Annotated in this window: 14 protein-coding genes; 12 read left to right on the top strand and 2 right to left on the bottom strand. The window is 29.1% G+C overall.

The window, feature by feature from the left end; all coding sequences use genetic code 11:
- Positions 1-14: 14 nt before the first annotated feature.
- Positions 15-827: an RDD family protein gene (locus WAO74_RS08830; RefSeq protein WP_422161324.1), complete on the top strand. Its 813-nt coding sequence runs from the start codon at positions 15-17 to the stop codon at positions 825-827.
- Positions 828-1159: 332 nt separating this feature from the next.
- Here WAO74_RS08830 and WAO74_RS08825 read toward each other — a convergent pair whose 3' ends face one another.
- A complete protein-coding gene (locus tag WAO74_RS08825; protein ID WP_422161322.1) occupies positions 1160-4033 on the bottom strand; it encodes an NACHT domain-containing protein in 2874 nt (957 codons plus the stop codon).
- Positions 4034-4630: 597 nt separating this feature from the next.
- Between WAO74_RS08825 and WAO74_RS08820 the strand changes: the two genes are divergently transcribed.
- From WAO74_RS08820 to WAO74_RS08770, 11 genes are all read left to right on the top strand, one after another.
- Positions 4631-5305: a DUF6090 family protein gene (locus WAO74_RS08820; RefSeq protein ID WP_422161321.1), complete on the top strand. Its 675-nt coding sequence runs from the start codon at positions 4631-4633 to the stop codon at positions 5303-5305.
- A 35-nt stretch (positions 5306-5340) separates the two neighbouring features.
- Complete coding sequence (locus WAO74_RS08815; protein WP_422161319.1) at positions 5341-6012, top strand: DUF6090 family protein; 672 nt, start codon at positions 5341-5343, stop codon at positions 6010-6012.
- Between the two features lie 35 nt (positions 6013-6047).
- Positions 6048-6737 (top strand): DUF6090 family protein, encoded by a 690-nt coding sequence (locus tag WAO74_RS08810; protein WP_422161318.1) that lies wholly within the window; start codon positions 6048-6050, stop codon positions 6735-6737.
- 128 nt (positions 6738-6865) lie between these two features.
- A complete protein-coding gene (locus WAO74_RS08805) occupies positions 6866-7567 on the top strand; it encodes a DUF6090 family protein (RefSeq protein ID WP_422161316.1) in 702 nt (233 codons plus the stop codon).
- Positions 7568-7724: 157 nt separating this feature from the next.
- On the top strand, positions 7725-8705 hold the full coding sequence (locus WAO74_RS08800; protein WP_422161314.1) for a hypothetical protein: 981 nt from the start codon (positions 7725-7727) through the stop codon (positions 8703-8705).
- A gap of 242 nt (positions 8706-8947) precedes the next feature.
- The gene (locus tag WAO74_RS08795) at positions 8948-10561 is read left to right on the top strand and encodes an amidohydrolase (protein ID WP_422161312.1); all 1614 of its coding nucleotides are present in this window, start codon (positions 8948-8950) and stop codon (positions 10559-10561) included.
- A 405-nt stretch (positions 10562-10966) separates the two neighbouring features.
- A complete protein-coding gene (locus WAO74_RS08790) occupies positions 10967-11965 on the top strand; it encodes an alpha/beta hydrolase family protein (protein WP_422161310.1) in 999 nt (332 codons plus the stop codon).
- A gap of 625 nt (positions 11966-12590) precedes the next feature.
- Entirely contained in the window at positions 12591-13139 is a 549-nt protein-coding gene (locus WAO74_RS08785; protein ID WP_422161308.1) for an RNA polymerase sigma factor, read from the top strand.
- Entirely contained in the window at positions 13129-13917 is a 789-nt protein-coding gene (locus WAO74_RS08780) for an anti-sigma factor family protein (protein WP_422161306.1), read from the top strand. Before WAO74_RS08785 ends, WAO74_RS08780 begins: the two co-directional genes overlap by 11 nt.
- Before the next feature lie 73 nt (positions 13918-13990).
- The gene (locus WAO74_RS08775; protein WP_422161304.1) at positions 13991-14680 is read left to right on the top strand and encodes a DUF4097 family beta strand repeat-containing protein; all 690 of its coding nucleotides are present in this window, start codon (positions 13991-13993) and stop codon (positions 14678-14680) included.
- Positions 14681-14762: 82 nt separating this feature from the next.
- Entirely contained in the window at positions 14763-16457 is a 1695-nt protein-coding gene (locus WAO74_RS08770; RefSeq protein ID WP_422161303.1) for a serine hydrolase domain-containing protein, read from the top strand.
- A gap of 216 nt (positions 16458-16673) precedes the next feature.
- Here the strand turns inward: WAO74_RS08770 and WAO74_RS08765 are convergent.
- A partial coding sequence (locus WAO74_RS08765) for a type I restriction endonuclease subunit R (protein WP_422161301.1) occupies positions 16674-18749 on the bottom strand: 2076 nt, incomplete at its 5' end.

The raw sequence follows: 18749 nt of genomic DNA, 5'->3' as shown, positions 1-18749 counted from the left end.
AATTTAACCATTGCATGAAAACACTCCAAATAAAAACTGCACAAAATGTAAATATAAAATTTACGTTAGCATCTGTTTTTAAAAGGTTAGGGGCCTTTGTTGTAGACAACATATTAAAGTTTGGCTATTTGTACTTTGGGATGAAAATCTTTAATATCGGTCTTTTTGATTCGGGTGTAGATGGAGATACTTGGACGCTTAAAGCCTTGGATGTGTTATTTTTTGCACCAATTACATTTTACTCCTTATATTCAGAAATTTTAATGGATGGACAAACTATTGGAAAAAAGTTACTGAGCATTAAAGTGTTGAATATTGATGGTTTTAAACCTTCGATTACAGATTATGTAATTCGTTGGTTTTTAAGAGTTGTAGATTTCAACTTATTTGCATTGTTGTTTATTTATATTCAGTTGTTGGGTTTTGATAAGTATGAAGTGTTATTGGTTTTATTATTTTTATTCGGAAAATTTATTGGTTTTTTATTAATTTTAATTACAGATAAAGGACAAAGATTTGGAGATCTTATTGCAAATACAATTGTAGTAGATCTAAAAGATGATGTAAAATTCTCGCAAACCATTTTAGAAACGCTCACAGAAAAATATGTACCTACATATCCAAACGTAATTCGTTTGTCCGATAATGACGCAAGAATTATCAAAGAAACTTTTAAGACCGCGAATAAATTGAACGATTATAAAACCTTAATAAAATTGCGTTCTAAAATATTGGAAGTAACCGAAATAAAGTCTGTACATAAAAGTGATAAAGAGTTTATTGGTGTTATTTTAAAAGATTATAATTATTATACCCAACATATGTAGTAGTGGGGTTTTGAAATATTCTATTTTACATAATATAAATTATAGTACAAATGCTTTGATAGCTATAATTCTCTATTATGTAAAATATCCCATAAAATTTAGAACATACAAATAAACATTGTTCTGAGGGTGTTTTAAAATTCGTCAACAAGTATTAATTATAATTACGTAGAATCTGGTATTTGGTATGTAACAAAAAATGATTTTAAACTTTTGATTATCAATAGTATTTGTTGCTAACTCTCTAAAATATTACGCTCATTCACCTATTGTTTTGCCAAATTTATATTAGACCATTTGCCAGTGCTTTATCCAAGTAGCAACTGAAAATATTATATAAATTCTTGATAATCTATTTCAGATGAACCAGATATATCATCAATAGTTTCAAATAATGGAATAAAGTTTTTGAAATTTTTAGCTTCCTTTATAGATTTAATATGTTTAGAAAACTTTACTTTTAAGCCACTAGCATCTTTAATTTTGTAAATATCAGGTATTCCTGATTTTTTTGTGATTTCAAATTTTTTCAATATTTCATCTTCAAAATAATGTTCAATAGCTAAATATTGATGTTCTCTTTCTTGCTTTATATATATTTCGCGAGATTTTGGAACAGGTAATTTAACCCCATAAATATGAGATCCTTTCATTTTTTTTACTCTTTTATACTCTTTATAATATTCAAACTGTAAACCGTCAAATTGATTTAATCCCTCTGTATCATGATCAAATAATCCAATAATCGTATCATCATCATCATTTAAAGGCTTTGATTTATCTAATATGAATTTAACTTCTTTTGCTCCACCACCCTTATTTCCAGCGGGTTTAACTTTCCAATAAGGTATTTTTCCATTTGTTAGAATTGTAAAAGCATGTTCTAAAATTTCAGCATCAGTTGGTCCTTCTGTAATTAAAGTTATTTTTTTATTAGATTCTATTAAATCTAAATTAGAAAATCTTAATCTAGTTGCAGGTAAATTTATTAATTCTTTTGTTACAGCACTCATTTTATTATAAGCCTTATGTAACTGAAGTTTAATTTCTTTATGATCAGAGCTACTATTAAAATATAATGCATATTCAGCAACAGTAACTAGATAAGGATCCTTGAGAATCAACGTGTCATCTAATAAAGTTTGAAGATAGGTTGAATCATTCATTCTTTTTGAATGAAAAATAGCAGAGATTATTAGTAATTGATATCCAACATTTGTTTCTCCATCTTTTTTATACTTTTCTAATAAACGGCTAAAAGCTAAACTTAAAGGTTCTTTAAGAGTAGATGATAAAAAGTTTAAGTAAAAAAAGTACATATTAAAAAGAGATAATGAAGGCAATTTCATTTTTTTAAAGAATAAAATATCACCATCTGAAATTATTTTTTTGTACCATTCGTGAAGTATTAAACTTTGATTTAATGATAACAAAACAGCTTCTTCACGGATTTTATTATCTGTTTGATATAATGCTTGTAATAAATAACCAAGACCTGAAATAGCATTATTATGTTCATCTAATCTTGATGCTTTTCTGACTTTTTCCATTATTTCTTTAAGAAAATCAGGCATATCTTTTGATTGTCCAGCAAAAAATATCGCAACATTTTGCCAATTTAAATCAAGAAAATTATCAACTAAATCTTTTTCTAAACTTCTCTTATGTTTGAAAATTTCTATTGATGCGTAATATTCGAGAAATGATTTATGCGAAAAATTCACAAATTCGTCTTCTTCAATTTTTAAGATCCCAGAATTGTCAATAAAAAATTCTAAAAAATCTTCAATAACATTTGTATGGACTTCGCTTGATTTAGCTGTAAAATAATCCTTAAAAAATGTTATAAATTTAGTTTTTGAAAATGGACGGCTTTTATTATTTTTTAAAATCTCAAGAGCATAAACTGATAATATTCTTTCTCTAAAGTTAAAATTAATAATTTCGAATTTTTTAGTAGCTGTGATTTTACCTAATATAAGTTGATTAAAATTATCATAGATATCAGAAATTGTTGCCGGTATTTCATAGTTTTCTTTTTCATAAACTAAAGCTATAAGAGATAAAGAAAGTGGAGTTAATGGTAATCGTTCTAGTATTCTATAATCTTCAAGAGCATCTAATAAATCAGTAGCAATACCTTCATTATTAAAAAATCTCGAAGCAAATTCCTTAATTTGTACATCGTTAAATTTTCTTATTTGAAAAAAACTAGCTCCCTTGCAATAAGAACTTAATTTACCAGTTTTTATAGATCTTGTTGAAAGTATAAATCGTATATTTTCTAATTTTGATAGTTCATTAAGTTGTTCAACAACAATTTTTTGTTCACTTTCTTCAAATTCATCAATATTATCAATAAGAAACAATAAACTATAAGAATTTATTATTTGATTCCAATCGCCAGTTACTCTGCCTTTTAATAGGTTTTGTGCTACTAATTCAACATTAAAATTTGAATTGAAAAGTAATATTGGAGAAATAAAAATTGGTAGTGTTTTTAAATCCTTTTGTTTCTCTATTTGTAAACGTCCAATTTCTTTTAATAAAGTGCTCTTTCCTGATCCAGTATCTCCTTCAATTATGCAAGATTCCTTTCTTTTCAAAATATCAGTTTCGCTAACTCTGTTTAATTGAGTTCTGTTACTTTGTAAATCTCCTTTTATCTCAAATATTCTTGGTTTTATATAAATATTAATAAGTTTTTGAGCTTTGGATTCAAGACCTTGAATATTCAATAATGCAGACTTTTCTGACATTTCCTCTAAAAAATATTTTTCATAGCTAACTAAATCAAAATTTTGATACATCCAAAAATTAGGAAAATGAGTATCTATTAAATCAGATAATTGATCTCTTTGAATAATATTTAAATTAAATTCTAAACCTCTTTTTATTTGTGTATCAACAGATCCTGAAACAGTAAACCCTGTAACTAATACCATTAAATTTGGCATTGTAGCTTTGTTTGTGAGTTTTAATTTTTCAATTATTTTTTTTACTTCAGCATTATTCCCAGAAAGAGTTTTTTGATATATATAAAAAGTAGTAGTAAGTAAAGATAACCCTTCTTTTGTTTCCCCAGTAATCACATTAACTGATGGGGTTTTTAAATTATGATATCCTTCTTTTTCTAAAAGACTCATAATTATTTCATTCATTTTTGATAATGAAAGGGTATCTAAACTTTCTGATTTTTTCTCCATTTAAAAAATATTAAAAATAATTGTAAATATAGAGGAATATTCCATTCCATACACATTTCACTACTCTCCTATCGTCGTTTCGTAAAAAGCGTATTCCATTATATTTTTAAAGAAAGATTTGAGAAGAAAAAAAATAAAAGAAAAATTGAAGATTTAATCTCGCTTTAACCCAAAGCAAAGTAACATAACGCAGAACATTATAGTACTTAAGTAAAATTAAAATTCTTGGCATTTATGGATGGTTTCTAGCCATCTTACATAGATTAACAAAACCCATTATTTTAATGGAATTTGTTATGCAAAATAAATATTTTACATTTGAAAGGATTCAAACAGGTAAATGTAAATTATGATTTATTTTTTATTTATTTTTCAGAATAAAAAAAACAGTTTATAACACAAACTCTTATAAACCAGTTTTGCTTTAATACTAGAAAACGACCAAATGATAAAAATCTTTCGATTATCGCAACACAATTTTGCAAAGCAAAATCAAAGGTCTTGCAAACCTTTTGTGAAGATAGTCGCTTTCGTATTTATAAAAAAGACGCATAACCTATGATTAAATTTTTTAGAAAAATTCGCCAAAACTTACTGATGGATAACAAAACTGGAAAATACTTTAAATATGCTATTGGAGAAATTGTGCTGGTCATGATTGGGATACTCCTAGCCTTACAAGTAAGCAACTGGAATCAAAACCGAAAAGATCGTATTAGCGAGCGTAAATTGTTAGACAATATCCATAGAGATTTTGTCCATAACAAAGTGGATTTTGATTCTCTGAAAGCCATTCACTATCGAGGGCTTGACGGATTGGAAAAATTGATTGCTTTGTTTCCTTTAGGTAATGATTCTTTAAAGTATGCAGCTTATTACAAATACAACCTACAAATACAAGGCATGACCTATGATCCATATTCTAGCTCTATAGAAGCTGTAGTCAATTCAAATGCGCTACAATTAATTCAAGATGAAGAGTTACAGAAATATTTGGTTTCTTGGAAAGATGTTTTTCGCGACTATAAAGAAAATGAAAACACATACTATGATTATTTGGATAACTTCCTTTGGCCTTATTACAGAGATGTATTCGATTTTACATTAAAAGACACTGCAATGAACCTAGCCTCTAGAAATTCCATAAAATTTCAAAATATGATTATAACCCGAAGAAATAATATAAGAGGAATTATCAGATCCATAGAGGATGAACCCATGGAAAATCACATCAATGAGATTATTCGATTAACAAAACCTACAGACCAATGATAAAATTCTTTCGAAAAATTAGACAAAACTTACTTATGGAAAACAAAACTGTAAAGTACTTTAAATATGCCATTGGAGAAATTGTGCTTGTTGTTATCGGAATTTTAATAGCGCTTTCAATTAATAATTGGAATGACAATAGAAAAAACGGTATTAGCGAGCGTAAATTGTTAGATAATATCCATAGAGATTTTGTCCAAAATAAAATTCAGTTTGATACTGTTAAAGCCATAAACTATAGAAACCTTGCCACTTTAAACAGCAGAATTGCTTTGTTTCCTATAGAGAGAGACTCTGCGAAAATAGCGGCTTTCCAATCCTACCCATCAGTACAAGGAATTAGCTATAACCCATATTCCAGTTCTATAAAGTCGGTAATCAATTCTAATTCGCTTGAATTAATACAGGATGAAGAATTACGAAAGTACCTCGTCTCTTGGGAAGATGTTTTATTGGACTACCAAGAAGAAGAAATTGCTTTTTTTAAATTTAATAATGAACAATTAGGACCTCATTGGTTAGAAAACTCCGATCTTGTCAGTAGAGATCAAGAAATTATTAAAGATTTATTGTCTTCAAGAAAAACTCAAAATATGATAATGTCCCGAAGAGATCTTATAAGAGGTATTATCAAAGCCATAGAGGAAGAACCCATAGGAAATCACATCAATGAGATTATTCGATTAACGCAACCTAAAGACCAATGATAAAATTCTTTCGAAAAATTAGACAAAACTTACTTATGGAAAATAAAACAGGTAAATACGTTAAATATGCAATTGGTGAGATTGTTTTGGTGATTATTGGAATCCTTATAGCAGTATCTATTAATGGTTGGAATGAAGACCGAAAGCTTAAAAATGCAGAACAGTCTATTCTTAAAGACCTTAAGCAAGAAATGATAATAAATCTGAAAGCTTTGGAATTTGCAATTACGGAAAACGAAAAATCCTTTCAAGCCGCAATAGAAATGAGAGCCCTTTTTAAAGACAGAGCAGCTTTTGATAAAATGTCAGATACTCTGTTTTATGAATCAATCAGAAAAATTAATTGGAACGTCACTTATGATCCGCAAAATGGAATACTTAATTCCATTATCTCATCAGGACAAATCAATCAACTTTCTAATAAGGAACTAAAATATTTACTCGCATCGTTAAAGGAATTGACAATAGATGCTATAGAAAACACAAGAAAAATTGAGGCGCAAAGAGATGATTTGATGAAATCAGCTTGGACCAGTGCCATGATTGTTAAAGATGGAAAAAATCTAGGATATAATGTAAAATCAATATATGAGCATCCAGAATTTAGATGGGCAACAAACCATCTTTTTTATTTTCAAAGAAAAGATGGATTAGAAGAAGAAAAAGAGCTAAAGGGAACTTTAGAGCATATTATTGAACTTATAGATGAAAATATTAATAAATAACCAAATCGAAGATTCGACGAAGTCAACGTACAACTATTTTATACTTCATAACAACCAACCAAGAAGATTTCCACTTTCTCGAGAAATAGATTATGATTAAATTTTTTAGACGAATTAGATTCGACCTTATGGAAAAAAATAAAATTAGGAAGTATTTCAAATATGCCATTGGAGAAATTCTTCTTGTGGTTATTGGAATTTTAATCGCTTTAAGTCTTAATAATTGGAATGAACTTCAAAAAGATTACAATTTTGAAAAACAAACATTGGTAGATTTGAGACAGGAGTTTAATAATAACAAAAAGGTATTTACTACTCATATAAATACTAAAAAAGAATCGAAATTAAACTTATCTAAATACATCAAACTATTAATGTATAATAAAGCAACTTTTTCAGAATATTCTTTGATCAGGAACAATAATGGATTTGCTGCAAATACTTTTGATCCTTCTCAAGGTGTAATAAACTCTCTCATTTCTTCTGGATTAATAAATAAAATATCCAATAAAACCCTACGCTATAAACTGTCTAAATGGCATGATTTATTAGCCGATTATTCGGAAGACGAAATACTCTATTTAGACCTACAAGTAAAGAAAATAGATATTTTTGAAAAAGCTCGAATCCCTTTTGCGAATATTCCTGAATACAAACACTCTGCTGAAGAACTGAATTTAATAAATAATAATTTGATCAAAACAGTTGAACATGGTAACCATTTAGGAGAATCTATCGGCTATTTGGGAATTATAATTGGAGAAGGTGAAAACTTAATTTCAGAAATGGAAACAATAATTAAGTTAATTGATCTTGAAATTGAAAAATAACCAAAGCACAACAAGCCATGTATAATTTATTGTTAGTTCTAGCCTACTTATTAAAGACCTTGCGGATTTTCTTTGTCAATAATTATTTAGTAAATACATTGCTTAACCAAGGCAACTAATCTTGTACAACAACGTTGCGTAATTAAAACAGATGATAATGAAAACACCTTTTAAGGTATTATGTATACTCTTCCTTGCTATTTTTAGCGCCAAATCTTTTTCACAGAAAATAGTTGAATATTACGAACCCTTAAAAAATGATAGTCTAAAAGTTGGAATAGGCGAAAATGACTTTTTGCCTTTTATTCAAAAAGGTTATACCTTAATGCTTCCTGAAAATAAGGAAATAAAAGGTGTGCTTATTTTCCTCGAAGACTCAAAGTATGATCAAAAGAATTTTAGTTCAAGGCAGATGTATGCTCAAGCATATGAAAATAACTTTGCGGTAGTATCAATTTCAACTGAAATCCCTTTAGACTTTTACTTTTCTAAATCATCTATGAATTCTACTCATAATTTAATTCAAGAAGTGTTTCATAAACATCATTTACCTAATAAAAACATTTTCTTTTTAGGGGCAAGTTTAGTTGGTCATAGAGCGATGAAATATATTGAATTTTTAAAAAAGGGAGATTATGATTTTCAGGTTAACATAAAAGGAGTTGTTATTTGTGATTTTACTTTAGATTGGACAAGAAAATGGCAACAACACAAACGAGATATAAAAATCAATCGAATTGACCTTTGGGAGCCAAAATTTATGAATTTTATGTTGGAAACCAATTTGAAAGGCACACCTAAAACAGCCCAAGAGCATTACCACAATTTCTCAACTTATAGCTACTCTGATGAAAATAATGAGAATGTTAAGTTTTATAAAAATTATGCTGTTAGAGCTTATATTGAGCCTAAAATAAAATATAGACTAAAAAAGTACTATAGAACCTTATATGAAAACAATTCGACGGATATAGTTGGCTTTTTAGCTGAATTAGAACTTGCAGGAAATGAAAATACGGAATTAATTGTTTTACAACCAGAATACAATCCATCCGAAAATCGAAATACACAGACAACTTGGAATGAAATCAATAAAGATGAATTAATGGATTGGATAATTAAAGTAACTAAAAAATAACGAAGCACAAGGCGTATATAATTAATTGTTTGCTTCTAGCCTACTTAATAAAATCCTCGCATATTTTCTATGTCTGTAATTATTTACTAACTTTATTCTTTATACAAAACAACGAATCTTGTAAAACAAAGTTGGCAATAATCAAAAACCTTACTACTATCATGAAAAAAATCTTACTACTACTTATAGGTATAACTCTTTTTTATTCTTGCGAAGAATCTAAAAAATTAAATCTATCAACCGTGTATTACAATGGTGATATTCTTACCATGGTTGGTAATTCACCCAATTATGTTGATGCAATAGTTGAAAAGGATGGGAAAATTATTTTTACAGGTTCTAGCGAAGAAGCAATGAAAGTTGCTGGTAAAGGTCATAATATGATTGACCTTAAAGGAAAAACGCTGGTGCCTGGTTTTATAGATGGTCATTGTCATTTTGCTAATTTTGGTGCGCAAGCTATTGGTGCGCAATTATTAGCTTCACCAGATGCCAATGTGGATGACATGGAAACTTTAATTTCAGTTCTTAAGGAATGGAATACGTCTAAAAATAGAGCATTTACGGGATGGATTTATGGTACTGGTTTCGATGATTCAATCCTAAAAGAAAAGAGATTTCCTACCAAACACGACTTGGATAAAGTAAGTACAGAATTTCCAATTATGATAACACATATTTCAGGGCACTTTGCAGTGGTAAACTCAAAAGGTCTAGAGAAATTGGGAATTGATAAAAATAGTAAAAATCCTGAAGGCGGAATTATAAGACGTGAAAACAATTCTACAGAACCAAATGGTGTTTTAGAAGAACTAGCTGCAATTCCATATATGCTGCAAGCTATAGCACCTCAATCAGAAAAGGCTATAATAAAATTTTTTGAAGCAGGACAAGAAATGGCGCTGTCTTATGGCTATACTACTGCTCAAGAAGGTAGAGCTATGCAAAATCAAGAAATACTTGTAGCAATGGCTGAAAGGAATAAATATAAAATTGATGTGATAAGCTATATCGATTACATGTTTGTGGATAAACACATGACTAGTAAATGGAATAACAAAAATTACATTAATAAATTTAGAATTGGGGGAATGAAGGTAACACTAGATGGTTCGCCACAAGGAAGAACTGCCTGGAGAACAGAACCGTATCTTATTCCACCAGAAGGAATGCCTCATCACTATAGTGGTTATCCTGCAATTCCTAATGATAGTGTTCTATCTTCTATATTTGAAAAAGGCTTTAAAAATAACTGGCAAATTCTTACACATACAAATGGAGACGCAGCAGTTGACCAGCTCATAAGAACCCTGAAGCCATTAAAAGAAAAATATGGAAATGAAGGTAGACGAGATGTGATTATTCATGGCCAATATATAAGAGAAGACCAATTAGACCAAGCCAAGGAAATGAATATGATTGCATCCTTATTTCCTCTTCATACATTTTATTGGGGAGATTGGCATACACAATTAATTGGTGATTCTTTAGTTCAGCATATCAGCCCTGTTAAAACAGCCTTAAGCAAAGGTTTAGATGTCACTATTCATACGGATGCACCTGTTGCTTTACCCAACTTAATGCGTGTGTTATGGACAGCTGTAGAACGGACTTCTCGTTCAGGAAAAATTATTGGACCTGATGAAAGAATAACACCATACCAAGCATTGCAAGCGATTACTATTTGGTCGGCTTATCAACACTTTGAAGAAGACAAAAAAGGTAGTCTTGAAAATGGAAAATTAGCTGACTTAGTGATTTTAGATAAAAATCCTTTAAAAGTAAAGTCCGAAGAAATAAAAGATATACAAGTCCTAAAAACAATAAAGGAAGGAAAAATTGTTTTTGAAAAATAACAAAGGCCAACAAAGAACAAAGTTAAAAACCAAACATTTTCTTCGTTAAATTTAGACAATAGTATGCTTGCAAGTTATTCTTTATAGCAATTTGGGCAGTGATTTACTATTTTTTATTAACTTAAAAAACAACTAGTCGTATAGATAATTATCGGAAGTGCTTAAAACTTTTAGCTTTTAAACATAAAAGCTGTGCGTAATTTACACATCATATAAAATACCGTTGGTTTAATTTAATAAATATGATGTTTAAAGAAAACGAAAGGAATAACTTTTGCTTTTACCAAATTAGTACCTATTTTTTATTTATTTTTAACAATGAATAAAACATAAGTTTATAGATTCAAATATGAAGTATATAAATATCTTTTTTAGTTATATATACCAGTTGTAACAAATTTAAATATGATGAGAACGATTTACACTTTATTGATTTTGATGTTTAGTTTTCAAACCTATGCTCAAAATCCTGAAAAATTTGGCTTTAAACATTTGCAATATATAATTGAAGCAGATACAGTTGATGTGCTAATAAAATCTAAAAAAGGGGACGAAAATAAGAAAAAGCCGCTTTTGTTTTCCGTTCAAGGTTCTTTGGGTGTACCACTAATTATTCATAATGGTACACATCGTGTAAAGTATTCAACTCTTGAAGAGGGTTTTGTAGAAAACGAATATCACCTTGTTATAGTAAATAAACCTGGTATTCCTTTAATAGCGCATATAGATAGTCTGGTGGATGGTAAAGAATATTTTATTAATAAAAAAGAATATATATATCCTACAAAATATTTAAAAAATAATAATTTAGATTATTACGTAAAACGCAACCTTCAAGTCATTGATTCTTTATTTAAAGAAAATTGGGTAGATACTTCTAAATTAGTTATTTCAGGCCACTCGCAAGGAAGTGGTATTGCACTTTCCATGTGCGACAAAACTATAAAGGCCACTCATTTAATATATTCAAGTGGTCTGCCCTATTATTCAACTATATTGGCTATGTTGCATAAGGAACGTATGAAAGAAGCCAATGAGCAAAATCCAAGGGTAGAAAAAATTATTAGATATTGGAAAGAAGCAGTAGAAGATCCATTTAATTATATAAATCCGAATAGAGATTCTAACTTAACACTTTCTTCATTTTCACAAAACGAAAATATAATTTTAAAGCGTTTGAGTATTCCTGTTTTAATATCCTATGGCACTAAAGATGAGTCAAGTCCATATCAAGACATGTTTAGGATTGAAACCATTAAAGACAGAATTAAGCACATCACATTTAATGACTATATTGGTTTAGGCCACAATTACCAATTAGTAAACCCAGATAAAGAAAATCAGAAAACAGACTTTTTATCAGAAGTTCTTTTTGATTGGTTACAATGGATTAAAGATAATTAAAAAACATTTTATTACTATGCTCACTTAAGTCGTGTATACTTAATTACTATTGCTATATAGGAACACAATCTTTGTGTACATGTTACTATCTTATATTGCAGCATATAAATCTTATTCTTGGCCGCAACTAACCATCCACAAACATGTTGTAAAAATGCAGTTTTACCAATAAATGCTCTTTCCTACAAATGCATTAGGTAGCTATAATAACATATTTCTCGCTTTTAAATTCTTACATCAGGAAAATACAACAAGGTTTATATTGGTATAAATGATGCTAAAAAAAACAAATAATAACTTTTACTTTTAGCAAATTAGTGCCTATTTTTTATTTATTTTTAACAATGAATAAAACATAAGTTTATAGATCTAAATCTTACATTTAAGATTAGGTTTTATAAGAAAATATGCTAGTTGTGGTTAATACTAACAACAAATTGCTCTACATTTAATTTTCACTTTACTCTTCATACTTTTAAATTAGAATTGAAATAAAAACTATATTCTAGTCGCATTATTTTAAATGTCACTCTTATCATAATCTTTAGTCTTTAATTAAAAATCATTTTTTATGTAACCTTTTTATTTTTTTGAGTATTACATATAAGACATTAAAATTTAACGATTGAAAAATATAACAGATGAAGAATTGATGGGACTCGTTAGAGAAGGAAATCTAGACGTGATGCACTATTTATTTCAACGGTATCGTATTAAGATTTATAATTTCTGCTTTCAAATGACAAGAGACAAAGATCTTTGTAAAGATATAACTCAAGAGGTCTTTTATAAAGTTTTAAAACATAGGAAAACATATAGACAAAACAGATTTTCATCTTGGATTTATGCCATAGCAAGAAATCATTGTAAAGATCATTACAAAATTCAAAATAAGACACAGCGTCTAAACGACAAAGATTTAAAAGATATATATCAAATAAATGAAACTAAATCAGAGCCTTTGGGTAACCTTCGACAATTAAATTTTGCACTAAATCAGTTAAGCAGTAGTGATAGAGAACTTATTGTTATGGGTAAATACCAAAACTTGAAATATCAAGAAATTGCAGAAATAACAAACTCTACATCAGGAGCCGTTAAAACAAAAATGCATAGAGCTATGCAGAAATTAAAGGATTGTTATTTTTTAAAAACGAAGCACCATGAATTGTAAAGAAATGAAACACCTTATTATTCCCTATCAGGATAATAATTTAGATCAAGCGAACAAAACATTAATTAAAGAACATCTTAAGGGTTGCTTAAGTTGCACGCAAATACACCAAGAATTTAATCATCTTATTGATACAATAAAACAGGTTCAAGAAGAACTTCCTGATAAAGAGTTAGAACTCAATTTTAATAAAATGTTAGCTAAAGAAAAATTGGCTTTAAAAACTTCCAAACTGATACCATTAAAAGCGAATAATAGAGTATTTAAGTCAATATTAAAAGTAGCTGCTACGATTCTACTAATGATTTCTAGCTATCTCTATGGTAGTTATAAAGACAACATGTATAAAGTAAAAGAAATAGCCACCTTACAACAAGAAAAAAAAGAAATACAGACAGTAGCTACGTTATCTCTTATGGAAAACGAATCTGCCAGTAAACGTCTACAAGCGGTCAGTTATGCCAAAGCTTTTGTGCAGCCAGATGACAAAATTCTGCGATTGCTCATAGATAAAATGAACAATGATAGACATACTAATGTGAGATTAGCAGCCGCAAATGCATTAGCAAAATTTGCAAAAAACAATACCGTTAAACAAGCATTAATTAAAACCCTCGAAGAGGAAAAGAATGCTAATATGCAAATAGAACTCATTCAAATTTTAGTAGATATTGAAGAGAAGCGTGTAATTCCTGCCATGGAAAAACTACTTAAAAACAAAGAAACACCAAGTTATATTAAAGAACAAATTAATCTAGAATTAAAACAAATCATTTAGGATGAAAAAAAAAATATTCACATCGTTTGCTCTATTTTTAATAACAGCAACGATATTTGCACAAGACTTTTCGATGCCCTTAGATGGCATTACTAAAGTGATTATAAGTTCAGAGACCACTATTGTGGTTAAGGCACATAATGATACTACTTTTCTTATAAAAGCGTCTGAGAACTATAGAGATATAGATTCTGAAAAATCAATAGGACTCAAGAAAATAACAGGCAGAGGTGATAATAACACCAGTTATGGTGTCGAAGTTATAAAAGAAGGTAAATTTTTAATGGTTACAGGACTTCGCGTAAGAGGAGAATCTAATTTGGTCATTCATTTGCCAAAAAGCATGAATATGTCCGTAGAAAGTTTAGCGAATAATGAAATTTATATTGACGGATTTAGCTCTGAAATTGAAGCTGTAAATCATCAAGGTGCAACGATACTTTCAAACTTAACAGGACCAATTGTTGCAGAAAATGGTAACGGCAATATCACTGTTTTTTTTTCTATACTGAATCAGTCGTCCCCAACGTCTATAGTTGCTGATAATGGCGATATTGATATAAGAATGCCTTCAGACGCATCTGCCAACATTAGCGCTAAAACACCTAGAGGTGAGTTTTATTCTGATTTTGACATAGAATTGGGTAAAGAAAAGCCTAAGGCAACGAATATTAGAGCCTTAAAGGGTAAAATTAATAACGGAGGCGTTGAAATTAACATACAAAATCTTAAAGGAAATATTTATTTAAGACAACTCAAATAAGCAGCACTTATTTTTTTAATAATTATTATGCAGAGTCATAGCCTCTGCAGGAAAAAATCATCCTTAACTTAAATAAAATAACATGAAAACTAAACAACTTAAACTTGTGGCATTGGTTATATGCTATTTTTTAGCAATACTGAACGCATTTTCTCAAGATCAGAAAAAGATAACAAAAACAGTTACAGAAACAGATATTGATGCTGTCTTTGAACAATGGAAAAACTCTCAAAAACCGGGTCTAGCGGTTTCTATAATAAAAGAGGGAAAGGTTATATATTTAAAAGGTTACGGAAGTGCTAATATGGAATATGATATTCCTATTACACCAAATACCATATTTCATGCAGCATCATTATCTAAACAGTTTACTGCATTTGCTATTTTACTTTTAGAAGCAGACGGGAAGTTATCACTTAAAGATGATATTAGAAAATATGTGCCTGAAGTTCCAGATTTTGGAAATACTATCACTCTAGAGCAATTAGCAAGTCATACCAGCGGATTAAGAGACCAATGGGGTCTTTTAAAAATGGCTGGCTTTCGTCTTGATGATGTTATCACTACAAATCATATTCTAAAACTAATTGAGAGACAGAAAGAACTCAACTTTAAACCAGGTGACGAAGATTTATATACCAATACAGGGTTTACACTTTTAGCAGAGGTTGTTGCTCGTGTTTCAGGGCAGTCGTTTGCAGAGTTTACAAAAAATAGAATTTTTAATCCTCTAGGTATGGATAACACACAGTTTTATGAAGATCATGAAAAAATTGTAAAAAACAGAGCGTATTCTTATCATGAATCAGATAACGAATTTAAAAAAAGTGTTTTGAGCTATGCAACAGTCGGACCAACAAGTCTATTCATTACTGCCAAAGATTTTGCGAAATGGGCTTTAAATTTTGAAAATCCAATAGTAGGGAGTATGGCTATTATTGAAAAATTAAACACCCAACCAAAACTTAATAATGGTAATGTAGCTGGTTTTGCCTTAGGCCAAATTACTGGTAAATATCAAGGAATTAAAGTCTTTGTTCATTCAGGTTCTGATGCAGGTTACAAAGCTTATTTTGTGCGTGTGCCAGAGCATAAATTATCTGTTATAGTGTTGGCAAATACGTCCTCAATCGACCCTGTAAATCAAGCATTCGGAATTGTTAATTTATATTTAAAAGATTATTTTAAAGAAATAGAGAAGAAAAACATATTTGAACCAAATCCAGAAAAATTTATAAGTCTATCTAACTTAGAGCTTCAAGAATTTGAAGGCGACTATTGGGAGCCAAATGAAGGATATAAGCGAAAAATTTATATAAAGAATGATACTTTAATGTACTTCAGATCAAAACAAAGTGAATCGAAGCTTGTTCCTATAGATCGGAATAAATTTAAGATGTTGGGAGATACAGAAGATGTTACAGTAGTATTTAATAAAAATAAAAATCATGAACCTCAATTAGAATTTCACGTAAATGAAAAACCACCATTAGTGATGCTCAGATATACTAATGTCAATTTAGAACCTTACAATGGTGGTTTTTATTCTGAAGAGCTTGAGACATATTATAGATTTAAAATAAAAGATGGGAAGCTTATAGCAGAGCATTCGAGACTTGAAGATATAGAGTTCTTACCGATTCAAAAAGATATTTTCACTTCTGATAATAAAAATTACAAGACGTTACAATTTGTCAGAAATATATCTAATCAAATAATTGGATTGACTTTTTCAAATGAACGTATTAGAAAATTATGGTTTGAAAAAAGCAAATAAGTATTTAGAATGTACTAACCACAAAACCGGATATAATTTATTGCTAGTTCTAGTCTATTTACGAAGGTCCTCGCGAACTTTCTATTCGGTTTTTATTTGCTAAATTAGGTGCTTAAAACACGCAAAAAATCTTATACAACAACGTTAAAAACCCCCTTTTTCAATAACTTTCTTTGCTACAGATTTATAAATTGATTTTTTATTTAATTTTAAATATTACCCAGTCATTCCAGTAATAAACACATCAATAAACTTTTTCATCTTTAATATAATTCTATCTCCAATTTCACGAGCCTTTAATATACTGGGTCTATTGTCTAAACATTTAAAAACATCTTGTCTAATAGGTTCTTGTCCATTGTAGGTATAACTTTCAATTAAAGAATTGAATTGTTTTCTATCCAAATTTTCTTCTTCACAGATTTTTGCCAATGCTAAAACTTTTTGTTCTTGCCAATATTTCTCAAATTCATCTGGAATTGAATCTACATCTTTAATATTTGGTAAATTTTCTTCAATAAACTTTTCTATGAGTTCTCGTTTACTTCTTAATTTAATTTCTCCACCTAATAAATCAATAATGGCTTTTTTCTGTTTTTGTGCTTCTGTTTTATTAGAAGTTTTTAATTGTGCTAATAATTGTAAAATATAAACTACGTTGATGTTATCTCTATGAATCAATTCTAATTCAAAATCGATATCATCTAAAATCGATGTTTTTTGAACTTGATTATTCATTTTAACTTTATCGTGTAAATCCCAATATTTACCTTGATAATTGTTAAAAGTTTGTTCATCAATACCTAAATCTTCCCAATTAAAATCTACATAAGATTCTAACACATTTTTTGCTCTTAACAATCTTCTAAAAGCCTGTACAAATTGGAGTTCTTGCTCCTCTCCTATTAAATCATCTACATTTTTATAGGTTGGAGTAACTTTATATAATGCAACTAAAGCTTCATCAAATTTGGTTGCAATATCTTCATAAGGTGGAATTAAAATGGTTTCATTTGCATTTTTATTTGAAAATAATGTAATGGCTTCATCTGTAGCTTTTTTTAAGTTCCGAAAACATAAAATATTTCCTTGAGATTTTTTTTCACCTAATATTCTATTGGTTCTAGAAAAAGCTTGAATTAAACCATGATGTTTTAAATTTTTATCTACATACAACGTATTTACTTTTTTTGCATCAAAGCCTGTCAACATCATATTTACAACAATCACAATATCTAAACGATCTTTAGCATCATTAAAACTCGGTTTTTCTCTGTCTTTTAAACGTTTACTAATGTCTTTAAAGTAGTTTTCAAATTGTACAGAATCTCTAGTAGAAAAACTAGTGTTGAACATTTTATTATAATCAGCAATAAATGCATCTAATTTTTCTCTAGAATGGCTAGCATTATACGTGAGTTCTGATTCTGCTGCATTCGGATATTCATCATCTGGTAAATAATCTTGTGCATCTGTATCTGCTTCATTTGCTCCATAAGAAAATATGGTTGCGATTCTTAAATTGTGTTTTCCTTTTAATTTTTTGGCTGCAAAAATATCATAATATTTTATAAGCGTTTTAATATCTGACACTGCAAATAAGGCTGAATATTCTTTATTAAACGTTTTCTGACCATGATACGCAATAATATAATCTGCAATTTTTGCTAATCGTTTTTCATCTGTAAAAACCTCTGCTTTGTTAATATCTTCAACTTCAATATCTAATAAGGTTCTCCCCTTTTGTTTGTATCTTCCAATATATTCAATTCCGAATTTTAAAACATTGTCATCTGCAATGGCATCTGTAATTACATATTTGTGCAAACATTCTCCAAATAAATCTTTGGTTGTTCTTTTCCCTAAATCGTTTTTAGAAGCATTGTCTGCAAATATGGGCGTTCCTGTAAAACCAAAAAGTTGAGAGTTTGTAAAATAATTGGTTATTTTTTGGTGTGTATCTCCAAACTGACTTCTATGGCATTCGTCAAAAATTAGGACTACTCTCCTACTTTTTAAACTAGATAATTTTTTATCATATTGATTTTTAGAAATCGCATTATTTAGTTTCTGAATGGTTGTTAACACCAATTTAGAATCGTCTGCTAACTGATTTACCAAACTATTGGTATTGTTGGTAACATCTACACTATCTTTTTTAAAACTGTTAAATTCTTTCATGGTTTGATAGTCTAAATCTTTTCTATCTACCACAAACAAAACTTTATCTACAGAAGGCAAATCCATAATTATTTGACTTGCTTTAAAAGAAGTTAAGGTTTTACCAGAACC

The organism is Polaribacter sp. (assembly GCF_049276715.1).
Classification (GTDB): domain Bacteria; phylum Bacteroidota; class Bacteroidia; order Flavobacteriales; family Flavobacteriaceae; genus Polaribacter.
This window is presented reverse-complemented; position numbering and strand designations above follow the sequence as displayed.